The sequence below is a fragment of the Phytobacter massiliensis JC163 genome, from assembly GCF_000321045.1.
Taxonomy (GTDB): domain Bacteria; phylum Pseudomonadota; class Gammaproteobacteria; order Enterobacterales; family Enterobacteriaceae; genus Phytobacter_A; species Phytobacter_A massiliensis.
Genome location: NZ_HE578947.1, coordinates 604,201 through 625,117, shown reverse-complemented (window position 1 = coordinate 625,117; position 20,917 = coordinate 604,201). Strand labels below are relative to the sequence as shown.

Annotated in this window: 19 protein-coding genes; all 19 read right to left on the bottom strand. The window is 57.3% G+C overall.

Annotation, left to right across the window (positions count from 1 at the left end; all coding sequences use genetic code 11):
- Positions 1-32: 32 nt before the first annotated feature.
- Positions 33-533, bottom strand: a complete 501-nt coding sequence (gene secM, locus ENTHG_RS16920; protein ID WP_044182245.1) for a secA translation cis-regulator SecM — start codon at positions 531-533, stop codon at positions 33-35.
- A gap of 263 nt (positions 534-796) precedes the next feature.
- The gene (gene lpxC, locus ENTHG_RS16915) at positions 797-1,714 is read right to left on the bottom strand and encodes a UDP-3-O-acyl-N-acetylglucosamine deacetylase (RefSeq protein ID WP_044182242.1); all 918 of its coding nucleotides are present in this window, start codon (positions 1,712-1,714) and stop codon (positions 797-799) included.
- 100 nt (positions 1,715-1,814) lie between these two features.
- Positions 1,815-2,963 (bottom strand): cell division protein FtsZ, encoded by a 1,149-nt coding sequence (gene ftsZ / locus ENTHG_RS16910; protein WP_044182240.1) that lies wholly within the window; start codon positions 2,961-2,963, stop codon positions 1,815-1,817.
- Positions 2,964-3,025: 62 nt separating this feature from the next.
- Entirely contained in the window at positions 3,026-4,282 is a 1,257-nt protein-coding gene (gene ftsA / locus ENTHG_RS16905) for a cell division protein FtsA (protein ID WP_044182238.1), read from the bottom strand.
- Entirely contained in the window at positions 4,282-5,112 is an 831-nt protein-coding gene (gene ftsQ, locus ENTHG_RS16900; protein ID WP_044182234.1) for a cell division protein FtsQ, read from the bottom strand. The genes ftsA and ftsQ overlap by 1 nt, the downstream gene beginning before the upstream one ends.
- A gap of 1 nt (position 5,113) precedes the next feature.
- Positions 5,114-6,034 carry a D-alanine--D-alanine ligase gene (locus ENTHG_RS16895; RefSeq protein WP_044182231.1) on the bottom strand — a complete coding sequence of 307 codons (921 nt, stop codon included), beginning with the start codon at positions 6,032-6,034 and terminating at the stop codon, positions 5,114-5,116.
- Positions 6,027-7,496, bottom strand: a complete 1,470-nt coding sequence (gene murC / locus ENTHG_RS16890) for a UDP-N-acetylmuramate--L-alanine ligase (RefSeq protein ID WP_044182228.1) — start codon at positions 7,494-7,496, stop codon at positions 6,027-6,029. Before murC ends, ENTHG_RS16895 begins: the two co-directional genes overlap by 8 nt.
- Positions 7,497-7,554: 58 nt before the next feature.
- Positions 7,555-8,622, bottom strand: a complete 1,068-nt coding sequence (gene murG / locus ENTHG_RS16885; RefSeq protein WP_044182225.1) for an undecaprenyldiphospho-muramoylpentapeptide beta-N-acetylglucosaminyltransferase — start codon at positions 8,620-8,622, stop codon at positions 7,555-7,557.
- The gene (ftsW, locus tag ENTHG_RS16880; RefSeq protein ID WP_044182223.1) at positions 8,619-9,863 is read right to left on the bottom strand and encodes a cell division protein FtsW; all 1,245 of its coding nucleotides are present in this window, start codon (positions 9,861-9,863) and stop codon (positions 8,619-8,621) included. The genes murG and ftsW overlap by 4 nt, the downstream gene beginning before the upstream one ends.
- Entirely contained in the window at positions 9,863-11,179 is a 1,317-nt protein-coding gene (gene murD, locus ENTHG_RS16875; RefSeq protein WP_044182220.1) for a UDP-N-acetylmuramoyl-L-alanine--D-glutamate ligase, read from the bottom strand. The genes ftsW and murD overlap by 1 nt, the downstream gene beginning before the upstream one ends.
- 2 nt (positions 11,180-11,181) lie before the next feature.
- Positions 11,182-12,264 carry a phospho-N-acetylmuramoyl-pentapeptide-transferase gene (mraY, locus tag ENTHG_RS16870; protein WP_044182217.1) on the bottom strand — a complete coding sequence of 361 codons (1,083 nt, stop codon included), beginning with the start codon at positions 12,262-12,264 and terminating at the stop codon, positions 11,182-11,184.
- On the bottom strand, positions 12,258-13,616 hold the full coding sequence (gene murF, locus ENTHG_RS16865; RefSeq protein WP_044182214.1) for a UDP-N-acetylmuramoyl-tripeptide--D-alanyl-D-alanine ligase: 1,359 nt from the start codon (positions 13,614-13,616) through the stop codon (positions 12,258-12,260). Before murF ends, mraY begins: the two co-directional genes overlap by 7 nt.
- Positions 13,613-15,100, bottom strand: coding sequence for a UDP-N-acetylmuramoyl-L-alanyl-D-glutamate--2,6-diaminopimelate ligase (murE, locus tag ENTHG_RS16860; RefSeq protein WP_044182210.1), 1,488 nt, complete (start codon positions 15,098-15,100; stop codon positions 13,613-13,615). Before murE ends, murF begins: the two co-directional genes overlap by 4 nt.
- Positions 15,087-16,856 (bottom strand): peptidoglycan glycosyltransferase FtsI, encoded by a 1,770-nt coding sequence (locus ENTHG_RS16855; protein ID WP_044182206.1) that lies wholly within the window; start codon positions 16,854-16,856, stop codon positions 15,087-15,089. The genes murE and ENTHG_RS16855 overlap by 14 nt, the downstream gene beginning before the upstream one ends.
- 15 nt (positions 16,857-16,871) lie before the next feature.
- Entirely contained in the window at positions 16,872-17,237 is a 366-nt protein-coding gene (gene ftsL, locus ENTHG_RS16850; protein ID WP_044182203.1) for a cell division protein FtsL, read from the bottom strand.
- Complete coding sequence (gene rsmH / locus ENTHG_RS16845; RefSeq protein ID WP_044182557.1) at positions 17,234-18,175, bottom strand: 16S rRNA (cytosine(1402)-N(4))-methyltransferase RsmH; 942 nt, start codon at positions 18,173-18,175, stop codon at positions 17,234-17,236. The genes ftsL and rsmH overlap by 4 nt, the downstream gene beginning before the upstream one ends.
- Before the next feature lie 2 nt (positions 18,176-18,177).
- Positions 18,178-18,636, bottom strand: a complete 459-nt coding sequence (mraZ, locus tag ENTHG_RS16840; RefSeq protein ID WP_044182201.1) for a division/cell wall cluster transcriptional repressor MraZ — start codon at positions 18,634-18,636, stop codon at positions 18,178-18,180.
- A gap of 603 nt (positions 18,637-19,239) precedes the next feature.
- Complete coding sequence (cra, locus tag ENTHG_RS16835) at positions 19,240-20,244, bottom strand: catabolite repressor/activator (protein WP_044182199.1); 1,005 nt, start codon at positions 20,242-20,244, stop codon at positions 19,240-19,242.
- A gap of 181 nt (positions 20,245-20,425) precedes the next feature.
- On the bottom strand, positions 20,426-20,917 hold the full coding sequence (gene ilvN, locus ENTHG_RS16830) for an acetolactate synthase small subunit (RefSeq protein ID WP_044182196.1): 492 nt from the start codon (positions 20,915-20,917) through the stop codon (positions 20,426-20,428).

Genomic DNA, 20,917 nt, shown 5'->3' with positions numbered 1-20,917 from the left:
GGAGTCAAAAAATTAGTTGAAGGTTTTTCTGTTCAGCTAAGGCGTTGAGGTCCCGCGCGGATACCCTGCACCTGGCTTACCCAGGCAAGGACGCTAAACGCGGTATGGGAAGGAAAATCGGAATGAAGCGCCTGACGCACAACCGGCACCGGACGTCGCTCCTGAGTCAGCAATGCGCTAAGCGTATCCAGTAGCGCAAGATGATGAGCGTGCAGCGGCAACGGATCTTCCACCACGGGCAGTGCCTGCGGCGCCATTGCAAAAGAGAGATGGCGAATCACCGTGCGGATGGCATGCTGATGCCAGTAATCAACGGTGTAATTTGGCCGACGCGACCCTTCAAGCAGCGCGAAATTGGTGAAGTTAACTGACCCGCTGTCGTCATGATTGCGGGTAGCAGCCTTAGCGGGTTCGGTGTGATTGTTGTTGGCGAGCGCAGGCAAGCCAAAACCTGCCGCGACCATCCCTAACAAGAGATGCGGCCAGAAGTAGCGTCTGCCCAGTTGTCGCCAGCGCGTCAGTATTCCGCTCACTTACTCCACCAGAAAAATGATTACTGCTCCGTTCGTGCTTTTGCACGTCTGTTTTGTGCAAAGATATTACCATTAATGCGCCAGGTCGGCAGCGATAATACGGCCTGACAGGGGCTAATTTGGCTACGAAAAGAGCAATCGCGCTGAACGTGGAGAAAATCCGCCGTTCTGCGCAGACAGGCATAAAAAAATCGACCGGTTATCCTGGCAGGAGAGAGAGTGCCAGGCGAACCAGTCGACTTTATGTCTTATTCAGACAGCTATTACGCCAGAACCGTTGAAGGCGCTTTGAAGGCCAGCGGCAGTTCCGCCTCGTCTTCGAAGGTCACGTACTCCCAGGCTTCCTGTTTAGCCAGGACCGCCTGCAGCAGTTTGTTATTCAGCGCATGACCGGATTTAAACGCGGTAAATGCACCAATAATGTTGTGACCGCACATGAACAGGTCGCCAATTGCATCCAGCATTTTGTGGCGAACAAATTCATCTTCGAAGCGCAGACCGTCTTCGTTCAGTACGCGATAATCGTCAACAACGATGGCACAATCGAAGCTGCCGCCCAGGCACAGGCCACGAGACTGCAGATATTCGATATCGCGCATGAAGCCGAAAGTACGCGCACGGCTAATCTGGCGCATGAACGCATCAGCTGAGAAGTTCATGGCATAGCGCTGGTTGCTGGCATCAATCGCAGGGTGTTTAAAGTCGATGGTAAAGTCCAGAGAGAAACCGTTGTACGGTCTGAACTCTGCCCATTTATCGCCGTCTTCAACACGCACCGTCTCTTTAATCCGCACGAATTTCTTCGCGCTGCTCAGCTCTTCTACGCCCGCATCAAGCAGGAGGTAAACGAACGGCGCAGCGCTACCATCCATAATCGGGATTTCTGGCGCGTCGACTTCGACAACAATGTTGTCGATGCCCAGACCCGCCAGAGCAGCGTTCAGGTGCTCTACGGTTGAAATCCGTACGTCATGCTCATTGACCAGACAAGTACAGAGCATTGTATCACGCACAGATTTAGCATCAGCCGGGAAATCAACCGGTGGATTTAAGTCAGTGCGACGATAGATGACCCCGGTATTGGCCGGCGCAGGGCGCAACGTCAGCGTGACTTTCTTGCCGGTATGTAAACCGACGCCAGTCGCCTGAACGATACGTTTAAGTGTCCTTTGTTTGATCATCGTATAATCTCGCCTAATTACCCATCCAACCGAATTGTACAACACAATCGGCGGGCCAGTTTAGCACAAAGAGCGCAGATGCCCAACTTCCAGCCAATTCTTAGTCAGCCTGTTTACGTAAAAACGCCGGAATATCCAGATAATCAGGCTCTTTGGTCTGCGGCGTGTTGTCGTTAACCACTTTAGAAGCGGACTTCTGCTCCTGCTGCATCGGCGCCATGCCGTGCTGCTGATAACGATCCATCACCGGCTGCTGCTGCTGTTTGTTGGTAACGAGGGTAATTTCCGGACGCTTGTCCATACCGATACCGGTCGCCACCACGGTCACGCGCAGTTCGTCGTTCATATCCGGGTCCAGAGAGGTACCGATTACCACAGTCGCGTTATCGGAAGCGAATGCGCGAATGGTGTTACCCACGGTCTCAAATTCATCCAGACGCAGATCGAAGCCAGCCGTAATGTTGACCAGTACGCCGCGCGCGCCGGAGAGATCGATATCTTCCAGCAGCGGAGAAGAGATAGCCATTTCTGCGGCTTCTTCCGCGCGATCTTCGCCCTTCGCCACGCCAGAGCCCATCATCGCATAGCCCATTTCGGACATCACGGTACGCACGTCAGCAAAGTCGACGTTCATCAGGCCCGGACGGGTAATCAGTTCTGCGATACCCTGCACTGCGCCTTTCAGTACATCGTTCGCTGCGCCAAACGCATCCAGCAGAGAGATACCGCGACCGAGGACTTTAAGCAGTTTGTCGTTAGGGATAGTGATCAGTGAGTCCACATGCTTGGACAGTTCAGCGATACCCTGCTCGGCGAACGCCATACGCTTTTTGCCTTCGAAGTTGAAAGGCTTGGTCACTACAGCAACCGTCAGGATACCTAAATCTTTCGCTACCTCAGCCACCACCGGCGCCGCACCCGTTCCGGTGCCGCCGCCCATACCGGCTGCGATAAAGACCATATCTGCGCCTTCCAGCGCGGCACGCAGCGCTTCGCGGTCTTCTTCTGCCGCGTTACGACCTACTTCCGGGTTTGCCCCGGCGCCCAGACCTTTGGTGATACCGCCGCCGATCTGAATGGTCTGACCCACCGCAGTTTTACGCAACGCCTGGGCGTCGGTATTTACCGCGAAGAATTCAACACCCTCGATGCGCTCACGCACCATGTGTTCAACGGCATTACCACCGCCGCCGCCGACGCCGATGACTTTAATCACCGCGTCGTTGGTCAGTTCCATAGGTTCAAACATAATTTCTCTCCGATTTGTGCCTGTCGCCTGAGACCGCTAATTTGCCCCGATCTCTGAAAAAATTAAAACTCTTTACGCAGCCAGCTGTTGATCCGTTTAAACCACGAGCCGACCGATGCGCGTTTTTCCACTTCCGCTTCACCACTTAAATGGCTTTCTTTACCGTAGTGAAGCAAACCCACCGCCGTTGAGTAGTACGGCTCCTGGGCATAATCTGTTAAGCCTGTAATATTGAGCGGCGCGCCAATACGCACCTGCGTATGGAAAACACGCTGTGCGCAAGCAGCCAGACCTTCAATCTGCGCCGCGCCGCCCGTTAATACAATCCCCGCCGCCAAATGATGTTTCACACCCTGCTGACGAAGCTGCTCCTGTAACTGCAAAATCTCATCATTTACCAGATTGAGCAACTCGGTATAACGCGGCTCAATCACGTCTGCCAGCGTTTGACGCTGTAGACTGCGCGGCGGACGTCCGCCCACGCTTGGCACTTCCACGCTCTCGTCTTTACCCACTAACGAACCGAGCGCGCAGCCGTGACGTACTTTAATGGCTTCGGCGTCGCTGGGCGGCGTACCGAAGGCGTAAGCGATATCGCTGGTCACCACGTTCCCGGCATAGGGGATCACTTTGGTATGGCGCAGCGCTCCGCCTGTATAGACCGCCATATCCATTGTACCACCACCGACGTCTACAACGCAGACACCCAGCTCACGTTCGTCTTCCGTCAATACGGAATAACTGGACGCAAGACCGGCGAAAATAAGTTGGTCAACTTTCAGGCCACATCGTTCAACGGCTTTGACAATGTTTTTTGCCATATCGTTGTGACAGGTGATCAAATGTACTTTCGCCTGCATACGTACGCCGGAAAGACCCACAGGATTTTTGATGCCTTCCTGGTAATCAATCGCGTATTCCTGAGGAATAACATGCAGAACGCGGTGTTCATCACGCACACGGACAGATTTTGCCGTGTGGACCACATTCTCCACATCTTCCTGCGTCACCTCTTCTTCTGAAATCGGCACCATCCCAATTTCATTCTGGCAGCTGATGTGTTTGCCTGACAGCGCCAGGTAAACCGAGGAGATCTGGCAATCGGCCATTAGTTCGGCCTGATCGATGGCGCGCTGTACGCATTTCACCACCGACTCCAGATCGTTAACGCCACCTTTGTCCATGCCACGAGACGGACAGCTTCCCACACCAATGATGTTGATCATGCCGTCGGGCAGAACTTCCCCTACTAAAGCGGCCACCTTCGCGGTGCCGATCTCCAGTCCAACCACCAGTTTTCTGTCCGTCGCCTTGATCATTATTGCTCTGCCTGTGCCTGATTCTGTTGCTGATTAGGGTCCTGAGCAGGGGCCGGTTTCCAACCAACCGCCGCGCCGGAGTCATAGCGTAAATCCACGTAGCTTATCTCTTTGCCATCTACCTGCGCCTGCTGTTGCAGCACGGGATAGAGCTCGATAAAGCGGGCGAGACGTTTCATGGTATCGCCACGCCCCAGATTGAGCCGGATATCGTTATTCAGCGTGATTTGCCAGGAACGCCGGGCCGTCATCGCTGCTTCTTTTAACGTGAATTTATCCTTCGCCAGCACCTGACCCATGTCCCGGTAGCCCTGTAAAACTTCGTTTTCACTCCCTTCCGGGCCGTACAGCATGGGTAAAACCTGTTTGCTGGTACGATCGGCCGGTACGCTGAACGAATTACCGTCCGTATCTACCATATGCTGATCATTCCACCGCGCTATCGGCACATATTCAACCAGATGAATCTTCAATTCATCAGGCCATTGCTTTCTGACGCTTGCCTGTTTTATCCAGGGTAGCCTTTCAATCTGACTCTGAATAATGTTGACGTCCTGCGTCATAAACGTGCCGGGTGCGCCCAACGCCAGTATGGACTGGCGAATATCATCGTTGCGGGTGTAATGCCTTTCGCCGGTAACCACCAGCCTCGACAACGGCAACCGTTGCGCATCTTCCATCCAGCCCAGAACAACCCAGCCGCTCGCCAACACGGTACACAACACCGCCAGCAGGAAGATAATGCCTGCAAGGCGCGTTCCATTATTGCGACGGGAGGGGGTATTCTCCTCGACATCGCGGTTTCGCGTGTTCAGCGCAGCCTGAGACATATCACTCCGCCAGTTCCAGAATTCGCACGACCAGCTGGGAGAAAGTCATTCCCGCCTGGCGCGCCGCCATTGGCACCAGGCTATGACTGGTCATTCCCGGTGCAGTATTCGCTTCCAACAGATAAAATTGACCGTCGCTATCGCGCATGGCGTCAATGCGACCCCAACCACGGCAGCCGAGTACATGCCAGGCTTTTAGCACCAGAGCTTGCAAACGCGCTTCTTCGTCGACTTCCAGACCTGCGGGGCAGAAATATTTCGTCTCATCAGAGAGATACTTCGCCTCATAATCATAGAAGGTTCCAGCGGGCTGAATGCGAATTGACGGTAAAATTTCTTTTCCGACCATCGCAACGGTGAATTCCGGGCCACTGAGCCATTTTTCGACCAAAATTTCATCATCATGTTGAAAGGCAAGCGCTAACGCCGCGGGCAAATCGGCAGAATCCTCTACTTTCGACATCCCCACGCTGGAGCCTTCCCGGTTCGGTTTGACGATAACCGGTAACCCGAGTTCCGTAATGCGTTGAATAACGCTGCTATCGAGCCCTTTTTCAAACTCGCTACGCGCAAGCGTCACCCAGGGCGCGACGGGCAGCCCGGCTGCCTGCCACAGTAATTTACTGCGTGACTTATCCATCGACAGCGCCGATGCCATCACGCCGCTACCGGTATAGGGCAGGCCGATAAGCTCCAGCAAGCCTTGCAGCGTGCCATCTTCACCGCCCCGGCCGTGCAGCGCGATAAAGACTTTAACGAAGCCCATCTCTTTGAGCCGCGTCACGTCGGTTTCACGCGGATCGACCGGATGCGCGTCAATGCCCCCTTCCCGCAGCCCGGCCACTACCGCCGCGCCGGAGTTTAGCGACACGTCACGCTCGGCGGAGAAGCCGCCCAGCAAAACGGCAACTTTTTCAGCCATGGCGCTCCTCCTCCTGCGGTTTGAGTTTCACCTCTGCCAGATGACGGGCGATTTTACCGATATTGCCCGCCCCCTGAACCAGAATCAGGTCATTGCCGGTCAGCACCGGGGCCAGCATGGCTGCGGTCTGCGCCGGGTCGGAAACCAGGATCGGATCAATCTTGCCGCGCCCGCGAATGGTACGGCACAGCGAACGGCTATCCGCCCCGGGAATCGGCGTTTCGCCCGCGGAGTACACATCCAGCATGAGCAGGGCGTCTACCTGCGTTAAAACGTTAGCGAAGTCGTCATAGAGATCGCGGGTACGGGTAAAGCGATGCGGCTGAAACACCATCACCAGGTTTTTATCCGGCCAGCCCGCACGGGCGGCTTTGATGGTGGCGTCAACTTCCGTCGGGTGGTGGCCGTAATCATCCACCAGCATAGCGGAGCCCGCTTTGCCGTTAACCTCATTCAGCGGGAACTCGCCGAGGAAATCAAACCGCCGCCCGGTGCCCTGGAAGTTCTCCAGCGCGCGCAGAATATCTTCGTCGTCGATCCCCTCTTCGGTGGCGACAGCCACTGCCGCCGCCGCGTTCAGCGCGTTATGACGGCCCGGCGCGTTGAGGGTGACCTGCAGGTCCGGCTTATCCTGACGCACCAGGTTAAAGTGCCCCTGCGCGCCTTTTTGCTGATAGTTTTCGACCCGCACATCAGCCTCTTCGCTAAAGCCATAGGTGGTGATCTGGCGGCCCACGCGCGGCAGCAGCTCGCGAATAACCGGGTCGTCCACGCACATCACCGCACGGCCATAGAACGGCAGGTTGTGCAGGAAGTTAATAAACGTCGTTTTCAGGTTTTCGAAATCGCCATGGTAGGTGTCCATATGGTCGGCTTCGATGTTGGTCACAATCGCTACCATCGGCTGCAGGTGGAGGAACGACGCGTCGCTCTCGTCAGCTTCCGCAATCAGATAGCGGCTATGGCCCAGGCGCGCATGCACCCCAGCGGCTTTAACCAGTCCGCCGTTAACAAAGGTCGGATCCAGACCGCCTTCCGCATAGATACTGGCAACCATCGCGGTAGTCGTCGTTTTACCGTGGGTCCCGGCTATGGCGATACCATGACGAAAGCGCATCAGTTCCGCCAGCATCTCGGCGCGGCGGATAACCGGAATGCGCGCTTCATTCGCGGCCACAATTTCCGGGTTATCTTCGGCAATGGCGCTGGAGACGACCACAACGCTGGCATCACTGACGTTTTCCGGGCGATGGTTAAAATAGATGGTTGCGCCCAGCGAGGTCAGCTGCTGCGTAACCGGGTTCGGCGCCAGGTCGGAGCCGCTAATCTGATAACCTTCGTTCGCCAGCACTTCGGCAATACCGCCCATGCCAGCACCGCCGATGCCGACAAAGTGAATGTGCCGGACGCGACGCATCTCGGGCACGATTGAACGCAGTTTCGCCAGTTGTTGTGTATTCATTCTCTAAACGCCATCTACCACTTCAAAATTCGCGCGACGCAAAAAGGCGTCGCCAGGATTAAGCCTTTGCTGCAAGGCTTACTTCATTTGCCACCCGCTCGGTGGCGTCGGGAATGGCTGCGGCGCGTGCGCGCTCGGCCATTTCCAGTAATGCTTTGCGATCCCAGCCAGCCAGCGTCTGCGCTGCCGCCTCGGCGGTAAACTGCGGCTGCTCCAGGATTTTCGCCGCGCCGGCTTTCTCCAGCGGCAGCGCGTTCCAGTACTGCTGGCGGTCTTTGTGCTGGAAAGGCACAAACAGCGCGGGCAGCCCGGCCGCGGCGATTTCGCTCACCGTCAGCGCGCCGGAACGGCACACTACAACATCCGCCCACGCGTAAGCCTGCGCCATGTCGTCAATAAACTCGGTCACTTTATGCTGCGGCTGCCCGGCGTCGGCATAAGCCTGCTCCACCGCCTGCTGCGCGCCTTTGCCGCTCTGGTGCCAGATGGTCACGCGGTCGCCCAGCATCGCCGCCACCTGCGGCATCGTCTGGTTGAGCACGCGCGCGCCCTGCGAGCCGCCCACGACCAGCACCCGCACCGGCCCTTCGCGGCCCGGCAGACGCTGCTGCGGCAGCGGCAGCGCCAGCACATCGGTACGCACCGGGTTGCCGACAACTTCTGCTTTCGGGAAAGCGCCTGGGAAAGCCTGCATTACCGTGGTGGCAATCTTCGCCAGCCATTTGTTGGTCAGCCCGGCAATCCCGTTTTGTTCATGCAGCACCACCGGGATACCCAGCGACCACGCCGCCAGCCCGCCCGGGCCGGAGACATATCCGCCCATTCCCAGCACCACGTCGGGTTTGAACCGCTTCATAATGGCGCGCGCCTGCCGCCAGGCGTTGAAGATACGCAGCGGGGCGAGCAGCAGCGCTTTTGCGCCTTTGCCGCGCAGCCCGGAGATACGAATAAAATCGATCTCGATACCGTGTTTCGGCACGAGGTCGGCCTCCATACGATCGGCGGTTCCAAGCCAGCGTACCTGCCAGCCCTGCTCCATCAAATGGTGCGCGACCGCCAGCCCCGGGAAAACATGCCCGCCGGTGCCGCCCGCCATCACCATTAACCGCTTCGGTTGACCGCTCATCGTGACCCTCGTGTGAACGCCTGCGCCTTTTCCAGACGCGTTTCATAATCAATACGCAATAACAGCATGATGGCTGTCGACATAATTAATAAGCTGGAACCACCGTAACTGATTAGCGGCAGCGTCAGCCCTTTAGTGGGCAACATACCTGCCGCGGCACCAACGTTGACCAGTGCCTGGAAACTAAACCAGATACCAATAGAGCAGGCCAGAAACCCGGAGAAACGGTGGTCGATTTCCAGCGCTTTACGCCCGATAGACATCGCGCGGAAAGCGACGAAGAATACCATTAAAAGCGCTAATACCACACCGATATAACCCAGTTCCTCTCCGATAATGGCGAAGATAAAGTCAGTGTGCGCTTCGGGCAGATACTCCAGTTTTTGTACCGAGTTGCCCAGCCCCTGCCCCCAAAGCTCGCCTCGCCCGAAGGCCATCAGCGACTGGGTAAGCTGGTAGCCGCTGCCGAACGGATCGTCCCACGGGTTCCAGAACGAGGTTACGCGGCGAATACGGTACGGTTCCGCCAGAATCAGCAGGATTACCGCTGAAATCCCCATCCCGATGATGGCGATGAACTGCCACAGCTTGGCGCCTGCCAGGAACAACATCGCCAGCGTAGTGATAAAGAGCACCACCACAGTACCCAGGTCCGGCTGCGCCAGCAGCAGCACGGCGAGCACCAGAATTACGCCCATCGGCTTTAAGAAGCCGCGCAGGTTATTGCGCACCTCATCCACCTTGCGCACCAGGTAGTTCGCCAGATAACAGAAGAGCGAAAGCTTAGTAAACTCCGCCGGCTGGAAGCGCATAATTCCTAAGTCAATCCAGCGCGACGCCCCGTTAATCGAGCTGCCGACCAGCAGCACCACCAGCAGCATGACGATAGCCGAGATCAGCATCGCCGAGCTGTAGCGCTGCCAGAAATCCATCGGCAGACGCAGCGTCACCATGCCAAAGCAAAACGCCAGGAACAGATAGAGCGCGTGACGCTTGGCGAAGAAAAAGGGATCGTCGGTCAGGCGCTGCCCCACGGGCATTGAGGCCGATGTCACCATAATAAAACCGATGGCTGCCAGCCCCAGCGTCAGCCAGAGCAGCGTGCGGTCATACATAACCAGGCTATCGTCGTCCTTGGGACGCGAGGCCATAACCCAGCCTTTAAGCGCGCCAAACAGCCAGCCCAGGATGCCAAATCCTGGCAGGCGCGGCATTCTCAGGCGAGGGAGAGTTAAACGCATCAGCCCAGCTCCTGCGCCAGGCGCGTAAAGTGATCGCCACGCTGTTCGAAGTTTTTAAACTGGTCGAGGCTCGCGCAGGCGGGGGAAAGCAGCACCATGTCGCCGGGCTTAACGCGCGGCGCGATAAGGCGCATCGCCTCTTCCATGGTCTCTGTTTGCTCGGCGATATCCGGGCGTAGCGCAGCCAGCTCAGCCCCGTCGCGGCCAAAACAGTAAAGGCGGATGTTCTCCCCTTCGAGATAGCGTTTTAACGGGGTAAAGTCGGCGGATTTACCGTCGCCGCCCAGCAGCAGATGCAGCGTGCCGTCAACATGCAGCCCGTTCAGCGCCGCTTCGGTGCTGCCGACATTGGTGGCTTTCGAGTCGTTGATCCAGCGAACGCCGTTGTGCTCCCAGGCCAGCTGAAAACGGTGCGCCAGCCCGGTAAAGGTGGTCAACGCTTTCAGGCTGCTGGCGCGGGGCAAGCCCACCGCATCAGCCAGCGCCAGCGCGGCCAGCGCGTTGGTGTAATTATGCTGACCGGAAAGGCGCATCTCTTTCACATCCAGCACCTTTTCGCCCCTCACCCGCAGCCAGGTTTCACCCTGCTGGCGGTTAAGGTGATAATCCCCCACGTCCACGCCGAAGCTGACGCAGCGTTCATCGGCGCCGCGTACCGGCATGGTTAACGCATCATCAGCGTTAACGACGCACACGTTGGCATGTTCATAAACGCGCAGTTTGGCGGCGCGATACTGCTGCAGGCCAAACGGATAGCGGTCCATATGATCTTCGGTGACGTTGAGAATGGTCGCCGCTGCCGCGCGCAGGCTGGAGGTGGTTTCCAGCTGGAAGCTGGAGAGCTCAAGCACATAGAGCTCGCAGGCAGATTCCAGCAGCATCAGCGCAGGCAGGCCGATATTGCCGCCCACCCCAACGTTGACGCCCGCTGATTTTGCCATCTCGCCGACCAGCGTCGTCACCGTGCTTTTACCGTTTGAACCGGTGATCGCCACGATCGGCGCCTGCGCCTCACGACAAAAAAGCTCGATATCGCCAACGATCTCTACCCCTGCGTCGGCGGCGGCGCTCAGCGACGGATGCGCCAGCGCGATACCAGGGCTTGCCACGATCGTATCCGCAGCCAGCAGCCAGTCATCATTCAGGCCGCCCAGGTGGCACTCCACCTCTTCCGGCAGCTTATCCAGGCCGGGGGGCGAAACGCGGGTATCCATCACTTTCGGCGTAACGCCACGCGCGCGGAAGAACTCCACGCACGAAAGCCCGGTCAGGCCCAGACCGATAATGACGACTTTTTTACCCTGGTAATCTGCCATGATTAACGCACCTTGAGCGTTGCCAGCCCAATCAGGACCAGCATCAGCGAAATGATCCAGAAGCGCACAATGACGCGCGGCTCCGGCCAGCCTTTCAGTTCATAGTGATGATGAATCGGCGCCATGCGGAAGATACGCTGCCCGCGCAGCTTGAAGGAGCCGACCTGCAAAATAACCGACAGGGTTTCCACCACAAACACGCCGCCCATAATGACCAGCAGGAACTCCTGGCGCAGCAGCACGGCGATAATGCCCAGCGCGCCGCCAAGGGCCAGCGATCCGACATCGCCCATAAAGACCTGCGCCGGATAGGTGTTAAACCACAGAAAGCCCAGCCCCGCCCCGACGATCGCCGTGCAGACGATCACCAGCTCGCCGGCGTGACGCAGGTAAGGGATGTGCAGATAATTAGCAAAGTTCATGTTGCCGGTAGCCCATGCTACCAGGGCAAAGCCCCCCGCCACGAACACGGTCGGCATGATCGCCAGGCCATCGAGGCCGTCCGTCAGGTTGACGGCGTTGCCGGTACCGACAATCACGAAGTAGGCCAGCAGAATGTAGAAAATGCCCAGCTGCGGCATGACGTCTTTAAAGAACGGCACCACCAGCTGAGTGGCTGGCGTATCGTTACCGGCCAGATAGAGCGCGAACGCCACGCCTAAGGCGATAACCGACATCCAGAAATATTTCCAGCGCGCGATAAGGCCTTTGGTGTCTTTGCGCACCACTTTGCGATAGTCATCGACAAAGCCGATAACGCCGTAGCCCACCAGCACCACCAGCACGCACCAGACGTACGGGTTGGAGGGGTAGGCCCACAGCAATACCGAAACCACAATGGCGGTAAGAATCATGATGCCGCCCATGGTCGGCGTACCGCGCTTGCTAAAGTGCGATTCCGGGCCGTCGTTACGCACAACCTGACCAAAAGAGAGTTTTTGCAGACGGGCAATCATGCGCGGCCCCATCCACAACGAGATGAAGAGCGCAGTCAGCAGGCTGACGATGGCGCGAAACGTCAAATAGGAAAAGACGTTAAAGCCGGAATAATATTTGACCAAATGTTCGGCCAGCCAAACTAACATGCCCTTTTCTCCTGTAATGCGCGCACAACCTCTTCCATGGCCGCGCTACGTGAACCTTTCACTAAAATGGTAATAATCTGTTGTTCTGCGATCAGCGCTTCTAAGCGCGCGATGAGCGCCTGTTTATCGCTAAAGTGTTCGCCAACGCCGCTGGCGTCGCTGAGCGCCTTGCTGAGCTTGCCAACGCTCAGCACTTTGTCGATGCCCACCCCTTTCGCTGCTTCGCCAACCTGAACGTGGCAGGCTTCGCTCTCCTCGCCAAGCTCAGCCATATCGCCAGCGACCATTACACGGTAGCCCGGCATTTCCGCGAGCACATGCGCCGCGGCGGTCATCGACCCCACGTTGGCATTGTAGGTGTCATCCAGCAGCAGCTGATTCTCCCCAAGCTGGACGGGGAACAGGCGTCCCGGCACCGCTTTGAGGTTCGCCAGCCCTTTTTTCACCGCCTCATGAGACGCGCCAACCGCCATCGCCAGCGCGGTGGCGGCAAGGGCGTTAGCGATATTGTGCCGCCCCGGCAGCGGCAGAATGACCTCAATCCCGCCGACGGGCGTTTGCAGGGTGAACTCGGTACCGCGCGCGGTCACGTGAATATTGTTGGCTGTAAAGTCGCTATTAAGCGCATTAGGGGAGAAGCGCCAGACTTTGCGCTCGCCAATCACCGACTGCCAGTTAAGCCAGTCGTTGTTATCGGCATTCATAATCGCGATGCCGTTAAGCGGCAGGCCGGTGTAAATTTCGCCTTTGGCTTTTGCCACGCCGGCCAGCGAGCCGAAGCCTTCCAGATGCGCCGCCGCAAGGTTATTGACCAGCGCTGCTTCAGGGCGGGTCAGGCTGACGGTCCAGGCGATTTCACCCTGATGGTTAGCTCCCAGTTCGATAACCGCATACTGATGCTCAGGAGTCAGACGCAGCAGAGTCATCGGCACGCCGATATCATTATTGAGGTTGCCTGCGGTATAGAGCGTATTACCGCACTCGCTCAGGATGGCGGCGGTCATCTCTTTGACGGACGTCTTGCCGGAAGAGCCGGTCAGCGCGACCACGCGCGCCGGCACCTGCTGGCGAACCCATGCCGCCAGCTCGCCAAAAGCGATACGGGTGTCTTTCACCACCAGCTGCGGCAGGCTGCAATCGAGCTTGCGGCTGACCAGCAGCGCGCCAGCGCCGCTCTCCTGCGCCTGCTGCGCAAAATCATGGGCGTCGAAACGCTCGCCTTTCAGGGCCACAAACAGGCAGCCAGGGGTGATTTTGCGGGTGTCGGTGGTCACCGCGTCAAGGGTGACGGACTGACCGTGTAACTGGCCCTGTAAAACCCCGGCAAGTTGGTCCAGCGTTACGCTAATCATGCAACAACTCCCAGCAGCCGCGCCGCGGTAACGCGGTCAGAATAGTCGAGCCGACGATTGCCGACAATTTGATAATCTTCATGGCCCTTGCCCGCCAGCAGCACGACGTCATTCGCATTCGCCTGCATGATGGCGTTGGTTACCGCCTCAGCGCGCCCTTCCACAACTCTGGCGCGGCCTGCGTCGAGCATCCCGGCGAGGATATCGTTGATAATGGCGCGCGGCTCTTCGGTGCGCGGGTTGTCATCGGTCACAACGGGAATATCCGCGAACTGCTCGGCAATCGCGCCCATGAGCGGACGCTTGCCCTTATCGCGATCGCCGCCGCAGCCAAAGACGCACCACAGCTGCCCCGTGCAGTGCAGACGCGCCGCCTGCAGCGCCTTTTCCAGCGCGTCCGGCGTATGGGCGTAATCCACCACAACGGTAGGCTTGCCAGGCGCACTGAACACTTCCATGCGGCCGCACACCGGCTGCAGGCGCGACGCGCTTTTCAGCAGTTCGGCAAGGGGATAGCCCAGCGCCAGCAGCGTAGCGAGCGCCAGCAACAGATTGCTGACGTTAAACGCCCCCATCAGGCGGCTTTCAATTTCGCCGTCGCCCCAGCTTGAGGCGAAGCGGATGGTGGCGCCGCTGTCGTGATAATCCACCGCAACCGCCTTCAGCCAGCGGCCGTGGCAGTTCGGATTAATGTGGTCTTCCATCGATACGGCGACCGCATCCGGCAGTCTGGCCAGCCAGCGGCGGCCCACTTCGTCGTCGGCATTAACAATGGCCTGGCCATAATGATGGGTGGCGTAGAGCATCCACTTCGCCGCTTCGTAATGCTCCATATCGCCGTGATAGTCGAGATGGTCGCGGCTTAAATTGGTAAAGACAGAGGCGGCGAATTTCAGCGCCGCCACGCGGTGCTGCACCAGCCCGTGGGAAGAAACCTCCATCGCGGCGAAGGTCGCACCCTGCTCAGCCAGGCCCGCCAGCACATGCTGCACATCGACGGCGGAACCGGTGGTGTTTTCGCTGGGAATCACTTTGCCCAACAGCCCGTTACCCACCGTACCCATGACCGCGCTGGTTTCGCCCAGTAACTGGCCCCACTGCGCCAGCAGTTGCGTGGTGGTGGTTTTCCCGTTGGTGCCGGTTACGCCCACCAGACGCAGCCTGTCGGAAGGCTCATGGTAGAAACGGCCCGCCAGGGCGGAGAGACGCTCGTTTAACTGGCTGAGGTAGATAACCGGAACGCCGTGCATTTCACGGATTTCACCGTCGGTCGCAACATCTTTTGCCTCAGCAATAATGGCAGCCACACCTTGCGCTATCGCCTGCGGGATATAACGACGCCCGTCCGTCTGATGACCTGATACCGCCACAAAAAGATCGCCCGACGCCGCCACACGGCTGTCGAGTGTCATTTCACGCAGCGCTCGCGCAGGTAGCCCAGGCACCCACGGAGCGAGAAGGTCGCGCAAATTACGATCTGCCACCTGTTCCCTCGCCTTGATTAATTACAAACTCATTCTTATCGCCCGTAGTCAGCGCATCCGGTTCGATGTTCATGGTGCGCAGAACGCCGCCCATGATGGCACCAAATACCGGCGCGGATACGGCGCCACCGTAGTATTTACCTGCTTGCGGATCGTTAATAACGACCACCAGCGCAAAGCGTGGATTACTGGCGGGCGCTACGCCCGCGGTGTAGGCAATGTATTTATTGATGTAGCGGCCATCCGGCCCGACTTTTTTCGCCGTACCGGTTTTAATGGCGATACGGTAGCCTTTGATTGCCGCTTTCACCCCGCCGCCGCCGGGTAAGGCCACGCTCTCCATCATATGCACCACGTTACGGACAATGGATTCGTTGAAGATGCGTTCGCCCGGTACGGGCGGGTCGACTTTCGTTATCGACAGCGGGCGATAGATGCCATAGCTGCCGATGGTTGCGTAGACTCGCGCTAACTGTAACGGCGTTACCATTAGCCCATAGCCGAAAGAGAAGGTGGCCCTCTCTATGTCAGACCACCGTTGTTTTTGAGGAAATAAGCCACTGCGTTCTCCGACCAACCCCAAATTGGTCGCTTTTCCCAGTCCAAAACGTGAGTAGGTGTCCACTAACGCTGAGGACGGCATCGCTAACGCCAGCTTGGAAACGCCAACGTTACTCGACTTCTGTAAAACCCCGGTGAGGGTCAATTCGCTGTAGCGCGCCACGTCTTTGATTTCGTGGCCGTTAATACGATACGGAACGGTATTCAGAACGGTGTTTGGCGTTACCACGCCCCGCTGCAGCGCGGTCATCACCACCATCGGCTTCACGGTAGAACCCGGTTCGAAGACGTCGGTAATGGCGCGGTTACGCATGGCATCTTTTGCGGTGCCCGCCAGGTTGTTGGGGTTGTATGAGGGACTGTTAGCCATCGCCAGCACCTCACCGGTGTTCACGTCCACCAGCACGGCGCTGCCCGATTCCGCTTTGTTAAACGCAACTGCGTTGTTCAGTTCGCGGTAGACCAGCGCCTGTAGCCGCTCGTCGATACTCAGCGCCAGGTTATGCGCCGCCTGACTGTCGGTAGAGGAGATATCTTCAATGACGCGACCGTAGCGGTCTTTACGCACGATGCGTTCGCCGGGCTGGCCGGTAAGCCATTTATCAAAGCTTTTTTCAACGCCTTCAATGCCCTGGCTGTCAACGTTGGTAAAACCGATGAGGTGAGCGGTCACTTCCCCGGACGGGTAGTAACGACGCGACTCTTCGCGCAGGTGAATGCCTGGCAGCTTGAGCTTTTTGATGTAATCCCCCAGATCGGGGTTAACCTGGCGCGCCAGGTAGATAAAGCGCATGCGCGGATTGCTGTTTACCCGCGTCGCCAGCTGGTCGAGAGGCATATTGAGGGCGTTAGCCAGCGCCTTCCAGCGGTTATCCAGCGTTACCCCGCCTGCGTCATGCAGCTCTTTCGGGTCCGCCCAGATGGCTTTTACCGGCACGCTCACCGCCAGCGGACGACCGGAGCGATCGGTAATCATGCCGCGTGAGGTAGACACTTCCTGCACGCGCAGGGAGCGCATGTCCCCTTCGCGCACCAGCATGTCAGGGTTGATTATCTGTAAGTAAGCCGCGCGCCCGAGCAGAAAGCACAGCGCCAGCAAAATGCAGCCGCAAAGCAAAGCAAAACGCCAACTGATAAAGTTGGCTTGTTCTTCCTGGCGTTTTGGTTTCGGCGTCTTCACCGCTGCGGCTTTCATGCGTCGCAAGATTCCTTATTTCTGAACAACGATATTCTCCTGTGACGGATCGACATGCTGCATCTGTAATTTTTCCGTGGCGATCCGCTCAACCCGGCTGTGATCGCCGAGGGCATTCTCTTCAAGGATCAGGTTACGCCATTCGATATCCAGCGCGTCGCGCTCCAGCACCAGCTGCTCACGCTGTGCGGTTAACAGACGCGTATGATGCGATGTGGTGACCACGGTCACCGCCGTCATAATGATGCAAATGAACAGGCAGAGCGGCAGTTTCCCAAATCGCAAAAGATCGTCGCCGATCACGCCAGGCAAGGCATGGCGCTCGTGGCTTCCTAACGACTCTCTGACTTTGCTAAAGGTCTCTGTCACTCTGCCGATCATGCGTTCGTCCTCTCTGCGATGCGCAGAACTGAACTACGGGCGCGTGGATTCTCCGCCACCTCTTCTTCGCCCGGCATCATCTTGCCTAACGCCCGCAGCTGGCGGCCGCCCAGTTTTTTGAGCTGCTCTTCCGTCATCGGCAATCCTGCCGGCACCTGCGGACCGCGGCTTTGCTCACGCATAAAGCGTTTAACAATGCGGTCTTCCAGCGAGTGAAAGCTGATGATGGATAAGCGCCCGCCTGGGGCCAGCACGCCGAGCGAGCTTTTTAGCGCCAGCTCTATCTCTTCCAGTTCACTGTTGACCCAAATGCGCACCGCCTGGAAGGTACGGGTTGCAGGGTGTTTAAATTTGTCTTTCACCGGCGTCGCCGCCGCGACCACTTCCGCCAGCTCTTTGGTGCGGGTCATGGGCTCAGTGCGATTACGCTCGACGATGGCGCGGGCGATACGTTTGGCGAAACGCTCTTCGCCAAAGTTTTTCAGCACCCAGGCGATATCCGCCTCTTCGGCGCTCTGCAGCCACTCGGCGGCAGACTGGCCCCGCGTTGGGTCCATACGCATATCGAGCGGGCCGTCGCGCATAAACGAGAAGCCGCGTTCCGCATCGTCAAGCTGGGGTGAAGAGACGCCAAGATCGAGAAGAATCCCGTCGATCTTGCCGGAAAGACCGCGTTCGCTGACATAGTCAGCCAGCGCGGAGAAAGGGCCATGGATAATGGAAAAGCGAGGATCATCAATGGCTTTTGCGACGGCGATAGCCTGCGGGTCCCGATCAATAGCCAGCAGGCGGCCTTCCGCTCCCAGCTGGGAGAGGATCAGGCGCGAGTGCCCGCCACGGCCAAAAGTGCCGTCAATATAGATGCCATCCGGACGAATGTTCAGGCCATTAACGGCCTCATCCAGAAGTACCGTTGTGTGTTTATAGTTTTCCATCATCATTACAGAGACAAATCCTGCAAGCGGTCCGACAGCTGTTCAGAACCGGCTTGCTCAGCGTCGATATCTTCCTTGACCTGTTGATACCAGGTCGTTTCGTCCCACAGCTCAAACTTATTGAACTGCCCGACCAGCATCACTTCTTTGGTCAGCCCGGCGTGTTGCCGCAAAACCGGCGCAATGAGTAGGCGCCCTGCGTTATCCATCTGACATTCGCTGGCATGTCCCAGCAAGAGGCGCTGTACCCGACGCTCCTGTGGATTCATGCTCGACAGACGCGACAATTTTTGCTCAATAATTTCCCATTCAGGTAAGGGATAAAGCAGCAGGCAGGTGTGACGGATGTCGATGGTGCAAACCATCTGACCGGAAGCATTCTCATTCAGTAAATCCCGATAACGGGTCGGCACGGCTAAACGCCCTTTACTGTCGAGATTGACAAGTGTCGCTCCACGGAACATATCCGCCTCACTCCTGAGTGGCCTGATTTACCACTTTACCCCACAAATCCCCACCGGACGAGTTTACGGAGCGGAGGAAAAGCTTGTCAAGCCAGCATAAAGGCCAGGCAGAACAAAAGATCCCTTATTCGCGGCAATATTCAACCGGGCCAAAATAGCGCCCCCGGCGGAAGGAAAATTAACGTCATGAATATTTGTAAGAAAAATTCCGAATATGCAGTGCGGCGTCAATCATCACAGACCCTGCGTACGCAAAATATAAAGTGTCAGTTTGCGACGCGGGCGGCATTTTAAGGCATAACGCGCGCGGATAACAGCGGCAGATGCGTCCTTTAGCGGCGTACGGGGTCAGCCAGGGCCTGAGTTTTGGCGGATAAAAGAAAAACGGCTATTAATTCAACGATGGAATGGCCAGTTGTAACAAAACAATACAGGAGACATTTTTAGTAACGTCTTAATAACGTAATAAACATTATCAAAGGAAAATGACGCCATTAATTTTGCCGCATTATCCAACAATATGGATTTATCCTAATTAACGCAAAATTAATCGGGTTTTTTCATACGAAACAAAAAGGCAGCGGCAACTGCCTTTCCTGAAACTCAGACGCGGCTTAAGACGCCACGACGATAGAGATTACGACGAATGCGGCTTAAGCCCGCTTTGGGTTTACGCGGTTCATCGAGGCTCGCCAGCACGATCTCCAGTACCCGCTCGGCGACATCGCGGTGGCGCTGCGCCACCGCCAGCACCGGGCACTGCAGGAAGTCCAGCAGTTCATGATCGCCAAAGGTCGCAATCGCCAGATCGGAAGGGAGCTTGCCGTCCCGGCGCAGGGTCACGTCCAGTACCCCCTGCAATAGCGCAAAAGAGGTGGTAAACAGCGCCTGCGGCATGGGGTGCGTTTCCAGCCACTTCTCAAACAGCTGCGCCGCCGCCTCACGCTCATAGCTATTGGCGTACAGGAACTGCACATCACGCGGATCGTCTTTCCAGGCGGTACGAAACCCCTGCTCACGCAGGAAACTGACCGACAGCTCAGGCAGCGCGCCCAGGTAGAGAACGTTTTCCGCAGGGAACTTACGCAGCTCCGCCGCTAACATCTCCGCATCATCCTGATCGGCACCGACGACGCTGGTGAAATGCTCGCGGTCGAGCGCGCGGTCAAGGGCGACAATCGGGAAGGCGTCATTAGCCCAGCGTTGGTAAAAGGGGTGCTCCGGCGGGAGCGACGTAGAGACGATGATGGCGTCGACCTGGCGCTGCAGCAGATGCTCGATACAGCGCATTTCGTTGTCCGGCTGATCTTCCGAACAGGCGATCAGCAGCTGGTAACCACGCTGGCGCGCCTGACGCTCAAGATAGTTAGCAATCCGCGTATAGCTGGTGTTTTCCAGATCGGGAATCACCAGGCCAATAGAACGCGTCCGCCCTGCCCGCAGCCCTGCCGCCACCGCGTTCGGGTGGTAATTATGCTCACGCACAACCGCCATCACTTTTTCGACGGTTTTGTCGCTCACACGATACTGCTTTGCCTTTCCATTGATGACATAGCTTGCCGTGGTGCGTGAGACGCCGGCTAGCCGGGCGATTTCATCCAGTTTCACAATTGCCCCTTAAAAAATAAAAGATACTCCATAACCTTTTTAGGGATATAGGTTAAATTCCTTAACATCTAAGCGCAGAATAGTCACTGCGGCAACCGCTTTTCTCTGCGCTTCCGGCGGATTTCGCAAAAAAAAGCCCGGCGGGTTACGCCAGGCCATGAAAACAGCGCAAGCAATACGCTTAACGCATGGCTTTATCGCCGCGGGATAAGCCCACCACGCCGGAGCGAGCCACCTCAACGATTTTGGCCACGTCGCGGATCGTCGCCAGAAACGCGTCGAGTTTGTCGCTGGTGCCTGCCAGCTGCACGGTATAAATAGAAGGGGTGACGTCGATTATCTGCCCGCGGAAAATTTCCGCGTTGCGTTTAACCTCTTCCCGTCCATAGCCGCTGGCCTGGATTTTCACCAGCATAATTTCGCGTTCGACATAGGCGCCCTGCCCCAGTTCATTAACCCGCAGGACATCCACCAGCTTGTGCAGCTGTTTTTCGATCTGCTCCAGTACCTTGGCATCGCCAACCGTCTGGATCGTCATACGCGATAGGGTAGGATCGTCCGTCGGGGCAACCGTCAGGCTCTCAATGTTATAGCCGCGCTGAGAGAACAGACCGATCACGCGTGACAGCGCGCCTGACTCATTTTCCAGTAATACAGATAATATCCGGCGCAT